This window comes from Allokutzneria multivorans, assembly GCF_039537405.1.
In the GTDB taxonomy this organism is placed as follows: domain Bacteria; phylum Actinomycetota; class Actinomycetes; order Mycobacteriales; family Pseudonocardiaceae; genus Allokutzneria; species Allokutzneria multivorans.
Genome location: NZ_BAABAL010000006.1, coordinates 466,782 through 488,392, shown reverse-complemented (window position 1 = coordinate 488,392; position 21,611 = coordinate 466,782). Strand labels below are relative to the sequence as shown.

Sequence of the window (21,611 nt, the reverse complement as noted above, 5' to 3'; positions counted from 1 at the left end):
CGTCAAACGGGACTTTCGCGGGCGGCGCGGAGAACAAGCGGGCGGAGAACCACCGAGAACTACCGATGCGGAGAACTGCCGGGAACCACCGGCGGAGAACTGCCGAGAACGCCGGAGCACGCCCAGTGCTCCGGCGTTCTCGCCGTCTCGGGGGTTGGAGGTGCACACTGGCCTTTCGTGTTCGATCGACGCACGGGAGAGGTTCGTGGCCGAGGTTTCCGCGAAGAACCCCACGCTGGAGACCGTCGCAGCGGTCGCGGGCGTGTCCAAGTCGACCGTCTCGCGGGTGATCAACAACCTGCCGCACGTGCGCCAGGACATCCGGGAGGCCGTCGAGCGGGCCATCGCGCAGACCGGCTACGTGCCCAACCAGGCGGCCCGCTCGCTGGTCACGCGGCGCACGGGCGCGGTCGCGCTGGTGGTGCAGGAGCCGGACACCACGGTCTTCAGCGACCCCTACCTGACCGGCCTGATCCACGCGGTCGCCGACGAGCTGGACCAGACCGACGTGCAGCTGGTGACGATCATGGCGCGCTCGGAGCGCGAGCAGCGGCGGCTGGACCGGTTCCTCCGCGCGGGCCACGTCGACGGGGTGCTGTTGACCTCCGCGCACGGCGCGGGAGTGCTGGGCGGCCTTCCCGTTCCGGTCGTCCACGGCGGCAGGCCGCTGCGCACGGCCAAGGACGCGATGTGGGTGGACGCGGACAACGTCGGCGGGGCCAGGCTCGCCGTCGAGCACCTGAGGGAACGCGGCCGTCGGCGCATCGCGATGATCGCGGGCCCGCAGGACATGGCCGTCTCCATAGACCGGCAGAGCGGCTACCGCGACGCGCTCGACCCGAACAGCCGCCCGGTGATCGCCTACGGCGACTTCAGCGTGCGCGGCGGTGAGCAGGCCATGCGGCAGCTGCTGGCGTGGGAGCCGGAGCTGGACGCGGTGTTCGCCTCCTCCGACATGATGGCGGTCGGCGCACTGGAAGTCCTGCGCGCCAACTGTCGCAGCGTTCCCGAGGACGTGGCCGTCGTCGGCTTCGACGACGTCGAGCAGGCGCGGCTGGCCGATCCGCCGCTGACCACGGTCCGGCAACCCATCGACGAGCAGGGCCGCCGCATGGTCAGGATGCTGCTGGACGCGATCGCCGGGGTCTCGGGGGAGCACGCCGTCACGCTGCCGACGAGCGTGATCGCGCGGCAGTCCTCCTGATTCTGGGAGCGCTCCCATCTCATAACGGATGCGACACCATTTATTGACCTGTGTCATGGCCTTCGTCACACTCGCTGGGACTGGGAGCGCTCCCAGGATTTCCCAGAGCGAGGTGTACTGTGCGACAGCGACCCACCCTCTTGGCTGCCATCGCGGTGCTCGGTGCCACGGTCGCCTGCGGCGGCCCCGCGGACGGCCGGATCGAGCTCAGCATCGGGACCTTCACCGAGTTCGGCTACGAGCAGCTGCTCACCGAGTACGAGGCGGCCCACCCGGGAATCAAGATCGTCCACAACAAGACCGGCCAGGGCGGGCCGTACCACCAGGCCCTGTTCACCAAGCTCGGGGCGGGTTCGGGGCTGGCGGACGTGCAGGCGGTCGAGGAGGGCTACCTCGCCGACGTGCTCGCCAAGCCCGCGCTGTTCACCAACCTGGAGCAGGTCGGCCCCGCCTCGGTGACGGCCGACCGCTGGCTGGACTGGAAGTACCAGTCGGCCAAGGCCAAGGACGGCACGTTGATCGGCTACGGGACCGACATCGGCCCGCTGGCGATGTGCTACCGCAAGGACCTCTTCGCCGCAGCCGGACTGCCGTCGGAACCGGAGGCGGTCAAGCCGCTGTTCGCCAGCTGGCAGAGCTTCTTCGCCGCTGGGCAGGACTTCGTGGCGAAATCCGGCGGCAAGGCGTGGTTCGACTCGGCCGCGCAGATCTTCAACGCCATGCACAACCAGCTCGACACCGGCTACTTCGACCGGCAGGACCAGCTCACCGTGGAGCGCAACCCCGGCATCCGGCAGAACTGGGACCAGCTCGCCGCGGCGGTCGCGGGCGGCCAGTCGGCGAAGCTGGTGGCCTTCAGCAACGAGTGGAACTCCGGGTTCAAGACCGGTGCCTTCGCGACGAAGACCTGCCCCGCCTGGATGCTCGGTGTGATCAAGGAGCAGGCGGGCGCGGGCAACGCGGGCAAGTGGGCCGTCGTCGACGCCTTCCCCGGTGGCGGCGGGAACTGGGGCGGCTCCTACCTCACCGTGCCGAAGCAGAGCAAGCACCCCAAGGAGGCAGCGGAGCTGGCTGCGTGGCTCACCGCGCCTGAGCAACAGGTGCGAGCCTTCCTCAAGGCAGGCACTTTTCCCAGTCAGGTCAAGGCTTTGAGCGCGCCGGAGCTGCTCGGCAGCACCAACGACTACTTCGGCGGCGTGCGCACTGGCGAGCTGTTCGCGAAGCAGGCGACCAAGGTCGGCAGGGCGCAGTACAAGGGGCCCGGCGACGGCAAGATCCAGGAGAACGTGTCCTCCCCGGTGTTGCAGGCGGTGGAGCAGGGCACGTCGGCGCAGGAGGGCTGGCAGCGGTTGGTCGACGGCGCGAAGAAGCTCGCGAAGTGAGCAGGCTCTCCCGTTGGGACGTCAAGTACTCGCCCTACCTCTACATCGCCCCGTTCTTCGTCCTCTTCGGACTCGTCGGCCTGTTCCCCTTGCTGTACACGGCCTACGTGTCGATGTTCGACTGGGACCTGCTCGGCGGGGAACCGGCGTTCGTCGGAGCGGACAACTACCTCGCGCTGTTCTCCGACAGCCAGTTCTGGACGACGCTGACCAACACGCTGAGCATCTTCGTGCTCTCCAGCGGTCCGCAGATCGTGATCGCGGTGCTGCTGGCAGCACTGCTCAACTCCCGGCTGCGCGCGCCGACGGCGTGGCGCGTCGGGGTGCTCCTGCCGTACGTGGCGAGCCTCGTCGCGCTCGGCATCATCTTCGCCAACCTCTTCGGTCCCCACTACGGCCTGGTGAACGGCCTGCTCGAACTCCTCGGCCTCGACCGCGTCGACTGGCAGGCCGACCGCTTCGCCAGCCACGTCGCCATCGCGGTGATGGTGAACTGGCGGTGGACCGGCTACAACGCGCTGATCGTGCTCGCCGCGATGCAGGCCATCCCCAAGGACGTCGTCGAAGCGGCCACTGTGGACGGTGCGGGGCCGGTCCGCCGCTTCGTCAGCGTGACGTTGCCGTTGCTGCGACCGACGCTGATCTTCGTGGTGATCACCTCGACCATCGGCGGGTTGCAGATCTTCACCGAGCCGAAGCTCTTCGACGCGATGCCCGGTTCCAACAACGGGGGATCGTCCAACCAGTTCCAGACGATCACGTTGTACATGTACCAGTCGGCCTTCGAGAGCGGCCACCTCGGCTACGCCTCGGCCATCGCCTGGCTGCTCTTCCTGGTGATCATCGCGATCGCCGCGGTGAACTTCCTGATCACCCGGCGGCTCGCTGCCGGGTCGGGGGTGCGCTGATGCGGCGCCGCGTGTGGGTCTACGGAATGCTCACGGCCTTCGTGCTGGGCTCGGCCTTCCCGTTCTACTGGTCGTTCCTGGTCGCCAGCCGGGACAGCTCGATGCTCGCGGACCCGACGCCGTCACTGCTGCCGGGAGGGAACTTCCTCGCCAACGCGCAGCGCGTGTTCGACTCGGTGCCGTTCTGGAAAGCCTTGGCCAACAGCGTGATCGTCGCGGGTACGGTCACGCTGACCACGGTGCTGTTCTCCACACTGGCAGGCTTCGCCTTCGCCAAACTGCGCTTCCGCGGCCGTGACCCGTTGTTCGTGTTCGTGGTGGCCACCCTCGCCGTCCCCACCCAGCTCGGGGTGATCCCGCTGTACCTGGCGATGGCGGAGTTCGGCTGGGCCAACGGTCTTCAGGCGGTGATCGTGCCGAACCTGGTGACGGCGCTCGGCGTGTTCTGGATGCGCCAGTACACGGTGGACGCCCTGCCGTTCGAGCTCGTCGAGGCGGCGCGGATGGACGGGTGCAGCATGATCCGCGTCTTCTGGCACGTGTGCCTGCCCGCGGTCCGCCCGGCCGCGGCCTTCCTCGGCATGTTCACGTTCATGACGTCCTGGAACGACTTCCTGTGGCCGCTGATCGTGCTCAACGCGGAGAACCCGACCGTTCAGGTGGCGCTGGAGAAGTTGCAGAGCGGCTACTACGTCGACTACTCGCTGGTGCTCGCGGGCACGACGCTCGCGACCATCCCGGTCCTCATCGTTTTCGTCGTGCTCGGCAGGCAGATCGTCGCCGGGATCATGCAGGGTGCAGTGAAGGGGTGAACCGTGTCCGTACTGTCCTTCCCGCCCGGCTTCCTCTGGGGAGCGGCGACGGCGTCCTTCCAGGTCGAGGGCTCGACCACGGCGGACGGCCGGACCGACTCGATCTGGGACGCGCTGTGCCGTGTGCCCGGCGCGGTGGTCAACGGCGACACCGGGGAGCCCGGCGCCGACCACTACCGCCGCTACCCGACCGACGTGGAGCTGATGAAGTCGTTGGGGCTCAACGCCTACCGTTTCTCCACGGCGTGGCCGCGGGTTCGCCCGGACGGCGGTGCGGAGAACCAGAAGGGCCTCGACTTCTACGAGCGCCTGGTGGACTGCTTGCTGGACAACGGGATCGCGCCGTGGGTCACGCTGTACCACTGGGACCTGCCGCAGGCGCTCGAGGACAAGGGCGGCTGGGCGCATCGGGACACAGCACACCGGTTCGCCGAGTACACCGCGTCGGTGGTGGACCGCCTCGGTGATCGCGTGCAGGACTGGATCACGTTGAACGAGCCGTGGTGCTCGGCGATGCTCGGCTACGCGTTGGGCAGGCACGCGCCGGGACGCACGTCACCGCGCGATGCCGTCGCCGCCGTCCACCACCTCATGTTGGCGCACGGTCTCGCCATGGACGTGATCCGCGGATCGGCGCCGCGGGCCCGCGCGGGGATCACCCTCAACCTGTTCCCGGTGGTGCCGGTGCAGCCGCAGGACGCGGAGATCGCCCGTCGCGTCGACGGGTTGCAGAACCGAGTCTTCCTCGATCCCGTGCTGCACGGGCGGTATCCGGAGGACGTGCTCGCCGACCTCGCTCCGCACGGCTTCACCGACCACATCGCCGACGGCGATCTCGCCACGATCGGCCAGCCCGTGGACTTCCTCGGAGTGAACTACTACCGCGACATCCAAGTGATCGACTCCGGGGAGCCCGTCGCCGGGCCGACCGAGTGGATCGGTGCCGAGACGGCTCGCTTTCCCGCGCGCGGGCGGCCGCTCACCGATATGGGGTGGGAGGTGGTTCCGGAGGGCTTGACCGATTTGTTGCTGAGCCTGCACCGGCAACGTCCGGATCTTCCGTTCTACATCACGGAAAACGGCGCAGCCTACGCCGACGAACTGATCGACGGCCAGGTTCACGATTCGGACAGGGTCGAATTCATGGAGGCACATCTGCGCGCTGTGCACGCGGCGATCGCTGGGGGAGTGGACGTTCGCGGTTATTTCTGCTGGTCACTGCTGGACAACTTCGAGTGGGCAGAGGGGTACGCGAAGCGGTTCGGAATCGTTCACGTCGATTATGAGACCCAGCAAAGAACGCCGAAGGACAGCGCTCACTGGTACTCGCAGGTCATCGCCGATCACGGGCTGTGATAGCGGAAAGGTTCGAAATGGCCTTTCCTGGCCGTCGATCCGGCCGGGACCATGAGCAGCATGAAAAAGATGATCGCCGCTGCGCTCGTCGTGGCCGGAATGGCACTGGGGGCTGGTCCTGCCACGGCGAACGCCGATGCCTTTTACGTCGACCCCACCTCGAACCCGGCGAAGTGGCTCAAGGCCAACGGCGGCGATCCGCGAGCCGCGAAGATCAAGAGCGCCATCGTGGACAAGCCCATGGCGAAGTGGTTCGGCAACTGGAACGCCAACATCGGCGCGGACGTCTCCGCCTACGTGCGCGCGGCGCTCACCGCGAAACGCATGCCCGTGCTGGTGGCGTACAACATCACCGGCCGCGACTGCGGGAGTCACTCCGGCGGCGGCGCGGGCAGCCCGGCCGCCTACCGCACGTGGAGTTCCGCCTTCGCCTCCGCGATCGGCACCCTGCCCGCCGTCGTGGTGATCGAGCCGGACGCGGTGGCTCAGCTCGACTGCCTCGCGGCTCCGCAGAAGCAGGTGCGCCTCGACCTCCTCAAGCACGTCACGGCGGAGCTGAAGGCGAAGGCCCCCAACGCTTTCACCTACCTCGACGGCGGGAACTCGTCGTGGATCGCCGCGCCCGAGATGGCCAAGCGCCTCACCTCGGCGGGCATCGCCAACACGCGGGGCTTCGCGGTCAACGTCTCCAACTACCGCACCACCGCCGAGTCCGCGCGCTACGGCAGCGACGTGGTGTCGCACCTCGGCCAGAAGAAGAGCTTCGTGATCGACGTGAGCCGCAACGGCAACGGCTCCAACGGCCAGTGGTGCAACCCGGCGGGCCGCAAGCTCGGCGAAGCACCTCGGCTCGGCGCGGCTCCGGCGGAGATGTTGTTGTGGGTCAAGGTCCCCGGTGACTCCGACGGGAAGTGCGGCATCGCCCCCAACACCCCCGCGGGCGCCTTCACCCCCGAGATCGCGATGCGCCTCATCAACGGCATCTGAGCCCGTCAGGCGGGCGGCGGGCAGGTCGTCGAACGGGTGACCAGCTTGGGGTGCAACAGTTTCCGGACCGGGTCGGTCCTGCCGTCGCGCACGCGCTGGAGCAGCGCCTCGGCGGCGAGCCGTCCCATCTCCGCGCGCGGCTGGTCGATCGTGGTCAGCGAGACGTGGCGCATCGACGCGAGCGAGGTGTTGTCGTAGCCGATCACCGAGACGTCCTGCGGCACGCGCAGCCCGGCCTCCTCCAGCGCGGAGATCGCGCCGACCGCGTTGTAGTCGTTGGCCGCCACGACGGCGGTCGGCGGGGTCTCCCGTGCGAGCAGCATCTCCTTGACCGCCTTGGCGCCCGCCGCGTCCGTGTACTCGCTGCGGAACACCTCCGGTTCGAGGCCGTGCTCGCGCATCGCGATCTGGAAACCGCGCCGCCGCAGCGCGGACTGCGAGCCGCCTCCGCCGTCGAGGTGGGCGATTCGCCTGTGCCCCAAGGAAACCAGGTGATCGACGGCCATCCGCGAGCCAGCCTCGCCGTCATCGTTCACCGTGTCCACAGTGGACAAACGAGAGGATCGGGACACCAACACGATCGGGGACTCCTCCGCAGCGGACTCGATCGCCGACGACGGCACGACCGGACCGAGCAGCGCGAGGCCCGCGGGCCGGAAGGACAGCAGGCTGTTCAGCGCGCGCCGCTCCCTGGCCGGACTCCGCCCACCGGAGTTGATGATCAGCTCGAAGCCCTCCGCGCGCGCCGCGGAGTCCAGGCCGTCGGCGACCTCGGCGAAGAAGGGGTTGTGCAGGTCGGAGAGCATCACGCCGAGCACGGTGGAGGTCCGGCTGGCGAGCGCGCGGGCCATCACGTGCGGGGAGTAGCCCAGCTGTTCGGCCGCTTCGAGCACGGCAGTGCGCCGCTGTGCGCTCACCTTCGGGGAACCCCGCATCACCAGGGAGACCAGTGCTCGTGACACGTTCGCGACGCGCGCGACGTCCTCCATCGTCGGACGGGCCACGACGTCCTCCTTGACCGGTCAGGAGATGACGAGCAGGGTTGTGAGCCTTGACACTGCTGATGAGAACGCTACAGCATTGGAGCGCTCCAACCAATAGAGCGCTCTAATGGCGCGAGCCCCTGACCTGGACGGAGAGCGAATGCGCATCGGAGTTGCGGGTGTCGGGCGGATCGGCACCATGCACGCCGCCAACCTCGCCTCACTCGGCCGGATCGACGAGGTCGTGCTCTTCGACCCGCTGCCGGGCCGCGCCGAGCAGGCAGCCGCCGCGCTCGGTGGTGCCGCGCGCGCGGTGGAGGACCTGGACGCCCTGCTGACGTCCTCGGACGGGGTCCTGCTGGCCACGCCGACGGACACGCACCCGGACATGCTGCGCAGGGCGCTGGCCGCCGGGGTGCCGACGCTGTGCGAGAAGCCGATCGCCAGCGACATCGACCAGATGCGCGCGCTGGTCAAGGACGTGGAGGCGTCGGGGGTCGAAGTCCTCGTCGGCTTCCAGCGGCGCTTCGACCCCGCGACCGTCGAGCTGCACCGCCGCATCCGTGCGGGCGATGTCGGCACGATCTACCTCGTCCGGGCGATCGGGCACGACGCGAGCCCGCCGGACTTCGGCTACCTCCCGGCCTCCGGAGGTATCTTCCGCGACCTGCTCATCCACGACCTGGACGCCGTGCCGTGGCTGGTCGGCGAGCCCGTCGTGGAGGTCTACGCGGCCGGCTCCGTGCTCGTGCACGACGCGTTCGCGCAGGCGGACGACGTGGACAACGCTGTGGTGACGCTGCGCTTCGCCAGCGGGGCGCACGCCACGCTCGCCGGTGGGCGGCACAACCCGCTGGGTTACGACCACCGCATCGAAGTGCTCGGCAGCAAGGACTCCCTCACGGTCGGCGTCGACCCCCGCACCCCGTTGACCTCGCTGGAGAACGACGGCCCCAAGGTCGGCCCCGAGGCCTATCCGGGCTTCATCGAGCGCTACCACGACGCCTACCTCAACGAGATGGCCGTGTTCGTCGACGTGGTCTCCGGCAAGGTCGAGAACCCCTCTCCCGCGCGGGAGAGCCTGACCAGCCTGGAGCTGGCACTCGCCTGTGACACCTCGCGCCGTACCGGAAACCCGGTTCGCGTCACCCAGTCGTTGGAGGCCACCCGATGAGCCCGAAGATCGCCGCTGCCCCGATCTCCTGGGGTGTCTGCGAGGTGCCCGGGTGGGGCCACGTGCTCGACGCGAAGACCGTGCTCGGCGAGATGGCGAGCCTCGGCGTCCAGGCCACCGAGCTCGGCCCGCCCGAGTACCTGCCGACCGATCCGGCGGAGCTGCGTGAGCTGCTCGGCGGCTACGGCCTCAGCATGGTCGGCGGATTCCTCGCCGTCCCACTGCACACGGGTGCGCAGTCCACTGTGGACGAAGCTGAGCGGACGGCGAAGTTGCTCGCGGCGACCGGCGCCGAGGTGCTCGTGCTCGCGGCGGCCACTGGGCTGGACGGTTACGACGATCGGCCGAAGCTCACCGACGAGGAGTGGGCCACACTGGTCGAGACCGCAGCGCGCATCCGCGACATCGCTGCGGCACAAGGACTTCGCACCGTGCTGCACCCGCACGTGGGGACGCACGTGGAGAACGCCGAGGAGGTCGACCGCTTCCTGGCCGACTCCGACTTGGAGCTGTGCCTGGACACCGGGCACCTGCTCATCGGTGGAACCGACCCGGTCGAGCTGGCGCGCAAGTACGCCGACCGGATCGGGCACATGCACCTCAAGGACGTCCGAGCCGACATCGCGGAGCGGGTCCAGCGCGGAGAACTTCCCTATGCCAAGGCCGTTGGCGAGGGCATTTACGTTCCGCTCGGGGACGGGGACGTGGACATCGCCGGTATCGTCGCGTTCCTGCGCGAGGCCGGCTACGACGGATGGTGGGTCCTGGAACAGGACACCGCGTTGCAGGTGGGGGACGCCGAAGCGGCGGGACGGCCGGTGCGGGACACCGAGCGGAGCCTGCAGTACCTGGGGAAGCAGTTCGACTGAGATCGCTTTCTAGGAGAAGACAATGACGTCTTACCGATCCCGCCGCCTCGGCGCGCTGGTCGGACTCACAGCCGCAGGCCTGGTGCTCGCGGCGTGCAGTGGCCCCACAGGCGGCTCGGGAGCCACTCCTTCAAGCGCGCCAGGGGGTTCCGCGCCCTCGGGCGGCCCGCTGAAGGTCGCGGTCGTCTCGCACGGCACGCCCGGCGACGCGTTCTGGAACGTCGTCAAGAACGGGGCCGAGGCCGCTGGCAAGGAGCTCGGCGTCGAGGTCCAGTACCAGGCCAACGGCGACCCCGCCGCGCAGGCCAAGTCCATCGACAACGCGGTGGCGCAGAAGGTCGGCGGCATCGTGGTGTCGATGGCCAACCCGGACGCGCTGCGCGACTCCATCGCCAAGGCCACGCAGGCGGGCATCCCGGTCGTCACGATCAACTCCGGTGAGCAGCGCAGCACCGAGTTCGGCGCGCTCATGCACGTCGGCCAGAACGAGGGCATCGCGGGCGAGCAGGCGGGCAAGAAGCTCAAGGACGCGGGCAAGCGCAAGCTGCTGTGCGTGATCCACGAGGCCGGCAACATCGGGCTGACCCAGCGCTGCGACGGCGCCGAGCGCGGTTTCGGCACCACGCAGAAGCTCCAGGTCGACATCAGCAACCCGACCGACGCGCTGGCGCGGCTCAAGGGCGCGCTCCAGGCGGACCCGTCGATCGACGCGGTGCTGACGCTGAACCCGCAGGTCGCGGGCAACGCGGTGAGCGCGGCCAAGGACACCGGCGGCAAGGCGCAGGTGGCGACCTTCGACCTCAACTCCGACGTCGTCGCGGCGATCAAGAGCGGTGACGTGCTCTTCGCCGTCGACCAGCAGCAGTACCTCCAGGGGTACCTGCCGGTGGTCTTCCTCAAGCTCTACAAGGACAACGCCAACACCGTCGGGGGTGGCCGCCCGGTGCTGACCGGTCCCGGCTTCGTCGAGAAGTCCAATGTGGACGCTGTCGGCCGCAACGCCGACCGCGGCACTCGCTGACCGATTCCGGCGGGTTCCGCGCGGAGCCCGCCGGTCTCACCGGATCTCACCGGATCTCACCGAAGGAGTTGGGATGGCGTTGGCGGTGCAGGGAGACGACGAGCGGGTCGCTCGCGTTGGCCTCGCGGATCGCCTGGTCAGCAGGCCGGAACTGGGTTCCGTGCTCGGCGCGCTCGCGGTGTTCGTGTTCTTCTCGGTGCTCACCGACCAGTTCCTCAGCCCGATGGGCGTGGCGAACTGGCTGGATGACTCCTCGACGCTGGGCATCATGGCGGTCGCGGTCGCGCTGCTGATGATCGGCGGTGAGTTCGACCTGTCGGCGGGCGTGATGACCGCCTCCACCGCGCTGGTGACCGCGATCCTGGCGACGCAGCTCGGCTGGAACACCTGGCTGGCGCTGCTGGTCTCACTCGTGTTCGCGCTCGGTGTCGGGGCGCTCAACGGCTGGCTGGTGATGAGGACCGGGCTGCCGAGCTTCATCGTCACACTGGGTACCTTCCTCGCGCTGCAAGGGCTCAACCTCGGCATCACGCGACTGGTCACCGGTTCCGTGCAGGTCTCCGGCATGCGCGAGGCCGAGGGCTACGAGTCGGCCGGTTACCTCTTCGCGTCCACTGTGGACGTTGGAGGAACGTCCTTCCCGATCTCCATCGTGTGGTGGGTGCTGGCCGCGGCGGTCGGCAGCTGGGTGCTCATGCGCACGCGCTTCGGCAACTGGATCTTCGCGGTCGGCGGGGCCGCCCCGAGCGCCCGCGCGGTCGGCGTTCCCGTGGTGCGCACCAAGATCCTGCTGTTCATGACGACCGCCTTCGCCGCGTGGCTGGTCGGCTCGATCAACATCCTGCGCTTCACCACGGTCCAGGCCAACCAGGGCATCGGGCTGGAGTTCCAGTTCATCATCGCGGCGGTGATCGGCGGCTGCCTGCTCACCGGCGGCTTCGGCTCGGCGATCGGGGCCGCGATCGGCGCGCTGATCTTCGGCATGGCCCGCCAGGGCATCGTCTTCGCGCAGTGGGACAGCGACTGGTTCCAGCTGTTCCTCGGCATCATGCTGCTGGCGGCCGTCCTGGTGAACAACGCCTTCCGCCGCCGGGCGGAGCGGGCAAAGAGATGAGGACGACATGACGGCATCCATGCCCGACCCTGCAAGCAGGTCGGGGGTCCTCCTGGAAACCCGTGAGGTCGGCAAGAGCTTCGGCAGCGTGATCGCGCTGAACGGCGTGTCCACCGTGGTCAATGCAGGCGAAGTGACCTGTGTGCTCGGCGACAACGGCGCCGGGAAGTCCACGTTGATCAAGATCCTGGCCGGGGCGCACCAGCACGACACCGGCGAGTTCCTCATCGAGGGCGAGCCGGTCCGGCTGTCCAGCCCGCGCGAGGCGCTGGACCGCGGTATCGCGACGGTCTTCCAGGACCTCGCCGTGGTCCCGCTGATGAGCGTGTGGCGCAACTTCTTCCTCGGCTCCGAACCGCGCAAGGGCTGGGGTCCGTTCTCCTGGCTGGACAGCGCGAAGGCTCGTGCCACCACCAAGAAAGCGTTGTCGGAGATGGGGATCGACCTCCGCAACGTGGAGCAGCCGGTCGGCACGCTCTCCGGTGGTGAGCGGCAGTGCGTCGCGATCGCGCGCGCCGTCCACTTCGGGGCGAAGGTGCTGATCCTGGACGAGCCGACCGCCGCGCTCGGCGTGAAGCAGGCCGGGGTCGTGCTGCGCTACGTCGCCCAGGCCCGCGATCGGGGGCTCGGCGTCGTGCTGATCACGCACAACCCGCACCACGCCTACCCGGTCGGCGACCGCTTCCTGTTGCTCAAGCGCGGGCGCAGCCTCGGTTGCTTCGACAAGGCCGACATCTCCCTCGAAGAGCTGACCAGGCAGATGGCCGGTGGCGCGGAGTTGGAAGCGCTGGAACACGAACTGCGAGGGATGGGCTCGTGAGCGCACTGGAGCTGTTGACGGTCGGGCGAGTCGGTGTCGACCTCTACCCCGAGCAGAGCGGTGTCTCGCTCGCCGAGGTCAGCACCTTCGCGAAGTCCCTCGGTGGCACGGCGACCAACGTCGCGGTGGCGGCGGCCAGGCTCGGCCGCCGCTCCGCCGTGTTCACCAAGGTCGGCGAGGACGACTTCGGCCCCTACGTCCGCAGCGCGCTCAGCGACTTCGGTGTTTCGCCGGAACACGTTGGTACGGAACCGGGTCTGCTCACTCCCGTGGTGTTCTGCGCGCTCAACCCGCCCGCTGACCCGCCGTTGTTGTTCTACCGCCGCCCCACCGCGCCCGACCTCCGGCTGCGGCCGGAGGACGTGCCGTGGGACGAGGTCGAGAACGTGCCGTTGTTCTGGGTGACCGGAACCGGTGTGTGCGAGGAGCCTTCGAGGGCCACTCAGCGGGAGATGTTGCTGCGCAGGGGACGTCGCGACCACACCGTGCTCGATCTGGACTACCGGCCCATGTTCTGGGAGTCCGAGGACGCCGCGCGCACGGAGATCTCGTGGATGCTCGACCACGTCACGGTCGCGGTCGGCAACCGCACCGAGGTGGAGATCGCTGTGGGGACTGATGATCCCGACGAGGCGGCCAAACGTTTGCTCGATCGTGGTGTGCGCCTGGCCATCGTGAAGAAGGGCGCCGAGGGCGTTCTGGTGGCCACCGACGAGGGCTCGTGGACCGTGCCGCCACACCCCGTCGAGGTCGTGTGCGGGCTCGGCGCAGGGGATGCGTTCGGCGGAGCGCTCGCACACGGTTTGCTGGCGGGCTGGGACCCGGTGCGCATCGCGGAGTACGCGAACGTGGCTGGGGCGCTTGTGGCGTCGAGGTTGGCGTGCGCCGATGCCATGCCCACGTCCGAGGAAATCGAGGCTGAGCTTTCGTGATCACCGATGCCGCTTGGCGGGAGTTGTTGCACACCAGGGCTTTCGAGCCCGGTGCGATCGCGTCCGCCTACGCTGCCCGCCGTCGCAGGCCGCTGCTCGGGCCGAGCGGCACGCTGTTCCTCGTCGCCGCCGACCACCCCGCGCGCGGAGCGCTCGGGGCCGCAGGCGATCCGACCGCGATGGCCGACCGCCGCTCACTGCTGGAGCGCTTGCTCGTCGCGCTGGACAACCCGGCCGTGGACGGCGTGCTCGGCACTCCGGACATCATCGAGGAACTGCTCCTGCTGCACGGCTTGCACGACAAGGTCGTCATCGGCTCGATGAACCGCGGTGGCCTGGCGGGCGCGGACTGGGAGATCGACGACCGCTTCACCGCCTACTCTGCAGAGTCCATTGTGGACTATCGGTTGGATGGCGGAAAGATGTTGCTGCGACTGGTGAACTCCGACGCGGGCACGGCTCCGACCTTGCAGGCGTGCGCAGAGGCCGTGTCCGCTCTGGCTTCCGCTGGAGTCATGGCGATGGTCGAGCCGCTGCCCTACGAACGCCGCGAAGGCTCGCTCGTGCTGCAAAGCGACGCGACCTCCTTGGCCAGGGCGGTCACCGTCGCGTCCGGCGTTGGCCGCACTTCGGCGCACACGTGGCTCAAGCTCCCCGCGCCCGCCGACCCATCGGCTGTGCTCGGCGCGACCACCTTGCCGTCGCTGGTCCTCGGCGGCCCCGAAGCCGACAAGTCGTTGTGGGAAAAGACGTTGCGCCATCCGGTCGTGCGCGGACTCGTGGTCGGCCGCACGCTGCTCTACCCGGAGGACGGCGACGTGGCAGCTGCGGTGGCTGCCGCCGCGAGCCTTCTGCGCTCGACCCGAGAGGAGATCTCCGCGTGACGCTCCACCGTCCACAAGGGACACTTGTCGCCGATGGCGATCCGATCCTGCTCACTCCGGAAGACGCGGGCTGGACGTACTGCGGCCTGCGCGTGCTCGTGCTGGAGCCGGGCGAGCCGCGCGTGATCGAGACTGGTGAGTTCGAGGCGTTCGTGCTCCCGCTCGCGGGCGGCTGCGTCGTGGAGGTCGACGGTCACCGCTTCGAACTCGAAGGCCGTGAGTCCGTCTTTACGCGGGTCACCGATTTCGCTTACGTGCCAAGGGATGCATCCGTCACGCTGACCTCTTTGAGTAGTGCTGAGATCGCGCTGCCGATGGCCAAGTGCACGCGCCGCCTCGAACCGCGCTACGGCCCGGCGGAGGGCGTGCCCGTCGAGGTGCGCGGCGCGGGCAACGCGACCCGGCAGGTCACCAACTTCGGCACTCCCGGCGTTTGGGACCACGCCGACAAGCTCAACGCCTGCGAGCTGATCACCCCCGACGGCAACTGGTCCTCCTACCCGCCGCACAAGCACGACGACTCCGAGCCGTGCGAGGTGGTGAACGAGGAGATCTACTACTTCCGCATCGCCGCGCGGGACGGCGTGACCCCTTCGCGCGAGGGCTTCGGCTTCCACCGCACCTACACCGGTGACGGCCAGATCGGCACCGAAGACCTGCTTGCGGGGTCGAGCATCGACGAGGACGTCACCGTCCGCGATGGCGACGTTTTCCTCATCCCGCGCGGATATCACGGCCCGTGCGTCGCCGCGCCCGGCTACCCCATGTACTACCTCAACGTCCTCGCAGGCCCGGCCGAAGAGCGCTCCATGGCCTTCTGCGACGACCCCGCCCACACCTGGATCCGCGACACCTGGGCCTCCACCCCCACCGACCCCCGCTGCCCCATGACCACCGCCACCCCCAAACGCGCTGAATGACTCATTGAGGTACTTGAGCGTCCTGAATGAGTCATTGGGGACGCTCAACTCCCCGAATGAGTCATTCAGCTACTTCAACGCACTGAACGGGTCGTTCAGGCACAACACCAGGAGGTAGTGGAGTGCGTACGGTTCGGCTGACCACGGCCCAGGCGCTCGTGCGGTGGTTGATCGCCCAGCGCACGGAACTGCTCGACGGCTCGCAGGCGCCGTTGTTCCCCGGAGTGTTCGCGATCTTCGGCCACGGCAACGTGCTCGGCCTGGGCAACGCCCTCGAAGAGCACCGCGACGAGATCCCGGTGTGGCGCGGGCAGAACGAGCAGGGCATGGCGCTCGCCGCGATCGGTTACGCCAAGGCCACCCACCGCCGCCAGGTCATGGTGGCGACGTCCTCGATCGGCCCCGGCGCGCTGAACATGGTCACCGCCGCGGGTGTCGCGCACGCGAACCGGCTGCCGGTGTTGCTGCTGCCCGGTGACACCTTCGCCAGCCGCGCGCCCGATCCCGTCCTCCAGCAGGTCGAGCACTTCGGCGACGGCACGCTCACGGTCAACGACGCCTTCCGCGCGGTGAGCCGCTACTTCGACCGGATCACCAAGCCGGAGCAGCTGCTCGCCGCACTGCCGCAGGCCGCGCGCGTGCTCACCGACCCCGCCGAGTGCGGCCCGGTCACGCTCGCGCTGCCGCAGGACGTGCAGGGCGAAGCTTTCGACTTCCCGGAGTCGTTGTTCGCGCCGGTGGTGCACCACATCACGCGCCCCCGCCCAGATTCGCGGTCGGTCGAACGCGCCGCCGAGCTGATCAAGGCCGCCAAGCGCCCGCTGCTCGTGGTCGGCGGCGGCGTCCGCTACTCCGGCGCGGGGGGCAAGGTCATCGAGTTCGCCCAGACGCACGGCGTGCCGATCACCGAGACCACCGCGGGCCGCACCCTCGTCCCGCACGACCACCGGCTGCACGCGGGGCCGTTGGGCGTGACCGGCTCTTCGTCGGCGAACACCCTCGCCGCCAAGGCCGACGTGGTGATCGCGGTCGGCACCCGCCTCCAGGACTTCACCACCGCGTCGTGGACGGTCTTCCACCCCGAGACCAAGATCGTTTCGATCAACGCGGCGCGCTTCGACGCGGTCAAGCACGGCTCGCTCGCCGTGGTCGCCGACGCCGCCGAAGGACTGCGCGAGCTGAACCGCGCGCTCGGCGACTGGCGAGCTGAGGACCCGTGGACGGCCTCCGCCTCCCATGAGCGCGCCAAGTGGGACGAGCACCTTGACGGGCTCCGTCAAGCCACGGATGGGCTACCGACCTACGCGCAAATCGTCGGCGCCGTCAACGACAACGCGCACCCGCAGGACTACGTCATGACCGCCTCGGGTGGCCTGCCCGGCGAACTGATCGGTGGGTGGCGCGCACTGGGCGCCGCGACCATGGACGTCGAGTACGGCTTCTCCTGCATGGGCTACGAGATCGCCGGAGCTTGGGGAGCCGCCATGGCCCGCGCCGGGACGCACCCCGACGGCGTCATCACGACACTGCTCGGCGACGGCTCGTACCTGATGATGAACTCCGAGCTGTTCTCCGCCGCGTTCGCCGGGCACCCCCTCGTCGCGGTCGTCTGCGACAACGACGGCTACGCGGTGATCGCCCGCCTTCAACAGGGCCAAGGTGGCGCGGCCTTCAACAACATGTACGCCGACTGCCGGTCGACGACCGACAGCTCCAAGCGCCGAGTCGACTTCGCGGCGCACGCGGCGTCACTGGGCTGCGGAGTGATCCAGGCCGACACCCTCGCCGAGGTCGGCCCCGCGTACTCCGCCGCCCGATCGCAGGCTCAGCAGGAACGCCGTCCTGTCGTGGTCCTCGTGCGAACCCACCCGTCGTCGTGGACCGAGGCCGGAGCCTGGTGGCAGGTCGGAGTCCCCGAAACCGCCCACCGCACCGAGATCACCGACGCCCACCGTGAGTCCCAGGAAGCCCGAACCCGCCAACTCCGCTACCTGGCCCCCTGACCCGGCCCCAGCGGAAGTTCACCAGTCTTCAAGACCACCCAACCCCCACGCAGCGCATCTCCAACCGCCGCAAACCCACTGCCAGTCATGAACCGCAGGGCGTTCGCCAGTCTTCAAGTACGCCGAACCCCGGCGCGCCCTGTCCTCAACCACCGCAAACCCACCCGCCGGAGGTTCACCGGTCTTCAAGACCACCGAACCCGGGCGCGCGCAGCACCACCAACCACCCCAAACCCGGGGTTCAGCGCGGTTAGCGACCGCCACAACGGGGGTTTGCGGGTCTTGAAGACGCACGAACCCCGACGGGCACGTTCTCAGGGCCGTCCCGCCAGTGATGGTGGAACGGCCCTGAGGTGCGTTGTGGAGAGGGATTCAGTCGCGGTACTTGTCCGCGTACCTGTCCGCGTACGGGTCGTCGTCCTCTTCGTCCTCGACGGAGGGCGGAGGAGGAGGACTCTCGTCACCGGACAGCTCGCGCTGCAACGCATCGAAGTCGGCGGGAGGGGTGTGGTACTTGAGCTCCCGGGCCACCTTCGTCTGCTTGGCCTTTGCACGGCCGCGCCCCATGGCTCGACCCCCTCATACAGGGACGGGGGCGACCAGTGGTGGCCCCGCACGTCTCGACTCGTTTCCTGGCAGTCACCGTACCGTGCCCAGGCACCTGAATGCGACGCGGCACGGCGCTGCGGGCAGTGCCTCATGACACGGTTGTGACCGGGCCGAGACCGCATGGCACGATTCCTCCCGTGCCCCGTCCGTTCGTCGCCTATCTCCGGGTGTACGAGCCGTTGTCCTCCCTGGAGGGCGCGTTTCGTTCGCAGGTCGAGCACGCGCTGCGCAACGGGGGTGGGCTCACCAGGTCCCAGGCCGCCGACCGCGAGCGCGAACTGTGGCTTAGGACACAGTCGGCCGCTCCGACCCGTCTGCTGCCCGGCGACAACGCCGACGGCGAGGGCGCACTGCGCAGGCTCGACGTGATCACCCTGCCCGTCGCCGACGCGCCCGGCCGCGACGCCGTCGACTCCGACGAGTCCCCGTTGGTCTGCCCGCTCGACCTCCGCCCGCGTGCCGCGGCAGGGGTGATGGGTTTCCTGTCCCACTCGGTCGGACCGCTGGTGGACGAGGCGCTGCCGCTGCCGGTCGAGGTGGTCAGGGCGAGGGCGTCGGCCGCGCTGAGCAACCTGCCGCGCCGAGCCGCCCACGTCGTCTCCTCCACCTGGACCGTGCCGCTGCCGTGGTTCGCGCTGGTCGACCCGGGCGCGCGCAAGGTGGTCCTGAAGGAGCGCGGGGACGCGGAGCGCAGCGTGCACTGGCTGATCTCCATGTCCGACGCGCGCCGCCGCGCCGAGGAAGCGCACGCGGTGGTGACGGCGACCCTCGGCGAGGAGGGCCCGGCCCGCATCCTCCGCGACACCTCGCGCTGGCTGGCGCACTTCGACGTGAACTCGGTGATCGAGCTCGACTACGGCGGCCTCGTCCAGCTCCTGGAGGACGCGGAGCTGACCGAGGACACCTCAGCCGAGGACGTCCAGGTCGCGCTCAGCGCACTGGAGACCGGCAACGCCGAGCTGGCCGCCGAGCGCTACGCGAAGCTCCGCGAGTTCTGGAGCGACCTGGCCTCCCGCGAACAGCACAACTGAGGGCCTGTTCGCGGGGCCCGTGTTCGCGCCCCGCGAACAGGCCCTAACGCGCCGCCTTCATCCCCCGAGCGGTCTTGCTGAACGCCAGCCCGACGCCGACCAGCAGCATCGGCAGCGCCGCGCCCACGAACGCCCACTGCACGTCGATCGCGATCAGCACGCCCATCAGCGCGATGGACACGGAGTCCAGGGTCATTCTCGGCAGGTCGATGATGCTGCTCACCCGGCCGAGCAGCTCGCGCGGAACGGCGGTCTGCACGAAGGCGGGCAACGCCACGTCGCTCGAATACGCGACCCCGACGCCGATCACCGCGAGCACGACGGCGGCGACCCACACGCTGGGCAGGAAGCCGATGAGCGCGAAGGCCGTGCCCTCGCACAGCGTCATGCCGATGATCAGCAAGCCCCAGCGCCGAGGCAGCCCGGTGACCGACGCGCCGTAAGCGCCGATGAGCTGGCCCAGCCCCCACGACGCGACGAGCACGCCGAGCGCGATCGGATCGCCGGACAGCTCCTTCGCCAGCGCGGGCAGTCCGACGGCGAACAGCCCCGCGTAGGCCAGCGTCGCCGCCGTGACCAGCAGCAGCACGATCCGGATCTCCACGTTGTCGCGGGCGTAGCGCAGGCCGACGCCGATCTCACGCCACAACGGGGTCTCGGGGCGCTCCGCCGGTGTTCCCGCAGGCGCTCCGCGCAGCGTCGCCGCTGCGAACAAGAACGTCGCGGCGTTCACGATCATGGCCGTGGTGGTGTTGCCCAGCGCGACCAGCACGCCGCCCGCGATCGGTCCGGCCAGTCGGCCGAACTGCTCGCTCATCCCGAGCAGCGCGTTCGCCTTGGGCAGCTGCTCGTCGGACACCAGCGACGGCAGGATGCTCGAACTCGCTGGCCAGAAGAACGCCTCGGCCACCCCGGAGAGCACGCCGATGACGAAGAAGTGCCAGATCGCGATGGTCCCGGTGGCGTTGAGCACGGCCAGCGTGAGCACGCAGCCGCCGCGAACGAGATGCGAGATCAACATGACGGTCCTCGGCGAGAGCCGGTCCGTGACAGCACCGCCGACCAGTACCAACGCCCCGCGCGGCACCGCGATGGAGATCATCACGGCGGCCAGGGTGGTGGTCGTGGAGCCGGTGACCGACAGGACCAGCCAGGCGAAGACGACGTCGTAGCTGTAGTCCCCGAGCATGGAGACCGATTCGCCCGCCCAGACACGGCGGAACGACTTCGGAAGATCGCGCATGGGCGGAACTGTCGCCGCAGTGGCTCCGATCCGCAAAACGATTTCAGAGCTTGCGCAAGAGCACCAGGCTGAGCACCGCTGCCGCACCGCCCACCGCGAACGCCGCTGGCCAGGACACCTCGGCGGCCAGCAGGCCCGCGATGCCCGGCGCGATCGCCGCCGACAGGTAGTTGGCCGTGTTCTGGAAGCCCAGCGCCGTGCCGCTCCTGCCTTCCGGAGCCATTTCACCCGCAGCGGTGAACGCCAGCCCGTTCCAGCTCAGCGACAGGGCGGTGGCGGCGACCGCGACCACGGCGAGCACCGGCACCGCGGCGTTCCCCCAGTCCAGCAAGGCCACCAGAGCCAGAGACACCGCGATCAGCACCGAGACCGTGCGCAGCGGCCCGAGCCTGCTGGACACGCGGTCCGACCACGCGCCGTTGAACAGCCGTCCGCCCGCGCCGAGCAGCTGGGCGACGGCGAGCAGGGTCGAGGCCACGGCCAGGCTCACGCCCCGGTGCTCGTGGAACAGCTCGACCAGCAGCGCCGCGGTGGTGAACTGCGGGATCACCAAGCACGCGCTGGCCAGGCTGAGCCGCCACAGCCGGGGGGAGCGCAGCACCTCGCCGGCCCCGCTGCCCTTCGGCGCCCGGACGGCACCCTCGGGCTCGCGGACCCAGACGACAACGGCGATCGCGGCGACCAGGCTGATCCCGGCCAGCACCAGGAACGCGCTCGGCACGCCTCCGGAGTGCGCCGCCAGCGGCAGCACGAGCGCGGAGAGCGCGGCGCCCGCCGGGGTCGCGCACTGCCGCACGCCCATGGCGATGCCCCGCTTGTCGGCGGGGAACCAGATCATCACGGCGCGCCCGCTCGCCGCGTTCGCGCTGGCCCCGAAGGCCCCGGCGCCGAGCAGCGCGAGCCCGGCGACCAGCACGTCGTCGGTCGCGGCCGCCCCCGCGAGGCACAGTGCCGCCGCGACGAGCCCGATCGTCATCACCGGGCGCTCGCCGAAGCGGTCGGCGCTGGCGCCCCAGAGCACCAGCGTCAGCATCGTGCCGAGGTTGACCGCGCCGACCAGCAGTCCCGCCTGCGGCAGGCTCAGCGAGAAGTGGTCGCGCAGCTGCGGGATCAGCACCGGCAGGCCCAGGAAGTAGGAGGCGTTGGCCCCCTGGCCGAGCGCGCCCGCCGCGAGCACGACCCAGCGGTAGCTCTCGGGGCGCGTGATCATCAGCGGAGCCTAGGACGCATATCCACATTGCGGGAGTGCTGTCCCAATAATTGAAAAGACACGTAATCGGAGCAGGCCTTTATGTGGAAGATTTTCCATGTCGGAGCATGGGGTGATCGGCGCGTTCTTCGGTCGTGTCCGAACTGCAA

Annotated in this window: 20 protein-coding genes; 16 read left to right on the top strand and 4 right to left on the bottom strand. The window is 69.3% G+C overall.

The window, feature by feature from the left end:
* The first annotated feature begins 205 nt into the window (after window positions 1-205).
* The 6 genes from ABD798_RS12215 (at window position 206) to ABD798_RS12190 (ending at window position 6,649) form a co-directional block, all read left to right on the top strand.
* Window positions 206-1,204, top strand: a complete 999-nt coding sequence (locus ABD798_RS12215) for a LacI family DNA-binding transcriptional regulator (protein ID WP_344873857.1) — start codon at window positions 206-208, stop codon at window positions 1,202-1,204.
* 119 nt (window positions 1,205-1,323) lie between these two features.
* Complete coding sequence (locus ABD798_RS12210) at window positions 1,324-2,586, top strand: ABC transporter substrate-binding protein (RefSeq protein ID WP_425549202.1); 1,263 nt, start codon at window positions 1,324-1,326, stop codon at window positions 2,584-2,586.
* Complete coding sequence (locus tag ABD798_RS12205; protein ID WP_425549201.1) at window positions 2,583-3,494, top strand: carbohydrate ABC transporter permease; 912 nt, start codon at window positions 2,583-2,585, stop codon at window positions 3,492-3,494. The genes ABD798_RS12210 and ABD798_RS12205 overlap by 4 nt, the downstream gene beginning before the upstream one ends.
* The gene (locus ABD798_RS12200; RefSeq protein ID WP_344873855.1) at window positions 3,494-4,306 is read left to right on the top strand and encodes a carbohydrate ABC transporter permease; all 813 of its coding nucleotides are present in this window, start codon (window positions 3,494-3,496) and stop codon (window positions 4,304-4,306) included. Before ABD798_RS12205 ends, ABD798_RS12200 begins: the two co-directional genes overlap by 1 nt.
* A 3-nt stretch (window positions 4,307-4,309) precedes the next feature.
* Complete coding sequence (locus ABD798_RS12195) at window positions 4,310-5,662, top strand: GH1 family beta-glucosidase (protein WP_425549200.1); 1,353 nt, start codon at window positions 4,310-4,312, stop codon at window positions 5,660-5,662.
* A 60-nt stretch (window positions 5,663-5,722) separates the two neighbouring features.
* The gene (locus ABD798_RS12190) at window positions 5,723-6,649 is read left to right on the top strand and encodes a glycoside hydrolase family 6 protein (protein WP_344873853.1); all 927 of its coding nucleotides are present in this window, start codon (window positions 5,723-5,725) and stop codon (window positions 6,647-6,649) included.
* A 5-nt stretch (window positions 6,650-6,654) separates the two neighbouring features.
* Here the strand turns inward: ABD798_RS12190 and ABD798_RS12185 are convergent, their stop codons facing one another.
* Window positions 6,655-7,653, bottom strand: a complete 999-nt coding sequence (locus ABD798_RS12185; RefSeq protein WP_344873851.1) for a LacI family DNA-binding transcriptional regulator — start codon at window positions 7,651-7,653, stop codon at window positions 6,655-6,657.
* A 139-nt stretch (window positions 7,654-7,792) separates the two neighbouring features.
* Here ABD798_RS12185 and ABD798_RS12180 point away from each other — a divergent pair, with 139 nt between their 5' ends.
* From ABD798_RS12180 to iolD, 9 genes are all read left to right on the top strand, one after another.
* Window positions 7,793-8,806, top strand: a complete 1,014-nt coding sequence (locus ABD798_RS12180) for a Gfo/Idh/MocA family protein (RefSeq protein WP_344873849.1) — start codon at window positions 7,793-7,795, stop codon at window positions 8,804-8,806.
* The gene (locus ABD798_RS12175; protein ID WP_344873847.1) at window positions 8,803-9,675 is read left to right on the top strand and encodes a TIM barrel protein; all 873 of its coding nucleotides are present in this window, start codon (window positions 8,803-8,805) and stop codon (window positions 9,673-9,675) included. Before ABD798_RS12180 ends, ABD798_RS12175 begins: the two co-directional genes overlap by 4 nt.
* A gap of 22 nt (window positions 9,676-9,697) precedes the next feature.
* Complete coding sequence (locus ABD798_RS12170; RefSeq protein WP_344873845.1) at window positions 9,698-10,696, top strand: sugar ABC transporter substrate-binding protein; 999 nt, start codon at window positions 9,698-9,700, stop codon at window positions 10,694-10,696.
* 73 nt (window positions 10,697-10,769) lie between these two features.
* Window positions 10,770-11,810, top strand: coding sequence for an ABC transporter permease (locus ABD798_RS12165; RefSeq protein WP_344873843.1), 1,041 nt, complete (start codon window positions 10,770-10,772; stop codon window positions 11,808-11,810).
* A gap of 7 nt (window positions 11,811-11,817) precedes the next feature.
* Complete coding sequence (locus ABD798_RS12160; protein ID WP_344873841.1) at window positions 11,818-12,630, top strand: ATP-binding cassette domain-containing protein; 813 nt, start codon at window positions 11,818-11,820, stop codon at window positions 12,628-12,630.
* A complete protein-coding gene (gene iolC / locus ABD798_RS12155) occupies window positions 12,627-13,562 on the top strand; it encodes a 5-dehydro-2-deoxygluconokinase (protein WP_344873839.1) in 936 nt (311 codons plus the stop codon). The genes ABD798_RS12160 and iolC overlap by 4 nt, the downstream gene beginning before the upstream one ends.
* Window positions 13,559-14,446 (top strand): Cgl0159 family (beta/alpha)8-fold protein, encoded by an 888-nt coding sequence (locus ABD798_RS12150; RefSeq protein ID WP_344873837.1) that lies wholly within the window; start codon window positions 13,559-13,561, stop codon window positions 14,444-14,446. Before iolC ends, ABD798_RS12150 begins: the two co-directional genes overlap by 4 nt.
* Window positions 14,443-15,366 carry a 5-deoxy-glucuronate isomerase gene (gene iolB / locus ABD798_RS12145; protein ID WP_344873836.1) on the top strand — a complete coding sequence of 308 codons (924 nt, stop codon included), beginning with the start codon at window positions 14,443-14,445 and terminating at the stop codon, window positions 15,364-15,366. Before ABD798_RS12150 ends, iolB begins: the two co-directional genes overlap by 4 nt.
* A 122-nt stretch (window positions 15,367-15,488) precedes the next feature.
* Window positions 15,489-17,369, top strand: coding sequence for a 3D-(3,5/4)-trihydroxycyclohexane-1,2-dione acylhydrolase (decyclizing) (gene iolD / locus ABD798_RS12140; protein WP_344873834.1), 1,881 nt, complete (start codon window positions 15,489-15,491; stop codon window positions 17,367-17,369).
* A 372-nt stretch (window positions 17,370-17,741) separates the two neighbouring features.
* Here the strand turns inward: iolD and ABD798_RS12135 are convergent, their stop codons facing one another.
* A complete protein-coding gene (locus tag ABD798_RS12135) occupies window positions 17,742-17,936 on the bottom strand; it encodes a DUF3073 domain-containing protein (RefSeq protein ID WP_344873832.1) in 195 nt (64 codons plus the stop codon).
* A 179-nt stretch (window positions 17,937-18,115) separates the two neighbouring features.
* On the opposite strand from ABD798_RS12135, the gene ABD798_RS12130 reads away from it, so the two are divergent.
* Window positions 18,116-19,009, top strand: a complete 894-nt coding sequence (locus ABD798_RS12130; protein WP_344873830.1) for a DUF8083 family protein — start codon at window positions 18,116-18,118, stop codon at window positions 19,007-19,009.
* Between the two features lie 43 nt (window positions 19,010-19,052).
* Here the strand turns inward: ABD798_RS12130 and ABD798_RS12125 are convergent, their stop codons facing one another.
* Both ABD798_RS12125 and ABD798_RS12120 read right to left on the bottom strand, forming a co-directional pair.
* Window positions 19,053-20,252: an MFS transporter gene (locus tag ABD798_RS12125; protein WP_344873828.1), complete on the bottom strand. Its 1,200-nt coding sequence runs from the start codon at window positions 20,250-20,252 to the stop codon at window positions 19,053-19,055.
* Window positions 20,253-20,295: 43 nt separating this feature from the next.
* The gene (locus ABD798_RS12120) at window positions 20,296-21,462 is read right to left on the bottom strand and encodes an MFS transporter (RefSeq protein WP_344873826.1); all 1,167 of its coding nucleotides are present in this window, start codon (window positions 21,460-21,462) and stop codon (window positions 20,296-20,298) included.
* Between the last annotated feature and the right edge of the window lie 149 nt (window positions 21,463-21,611).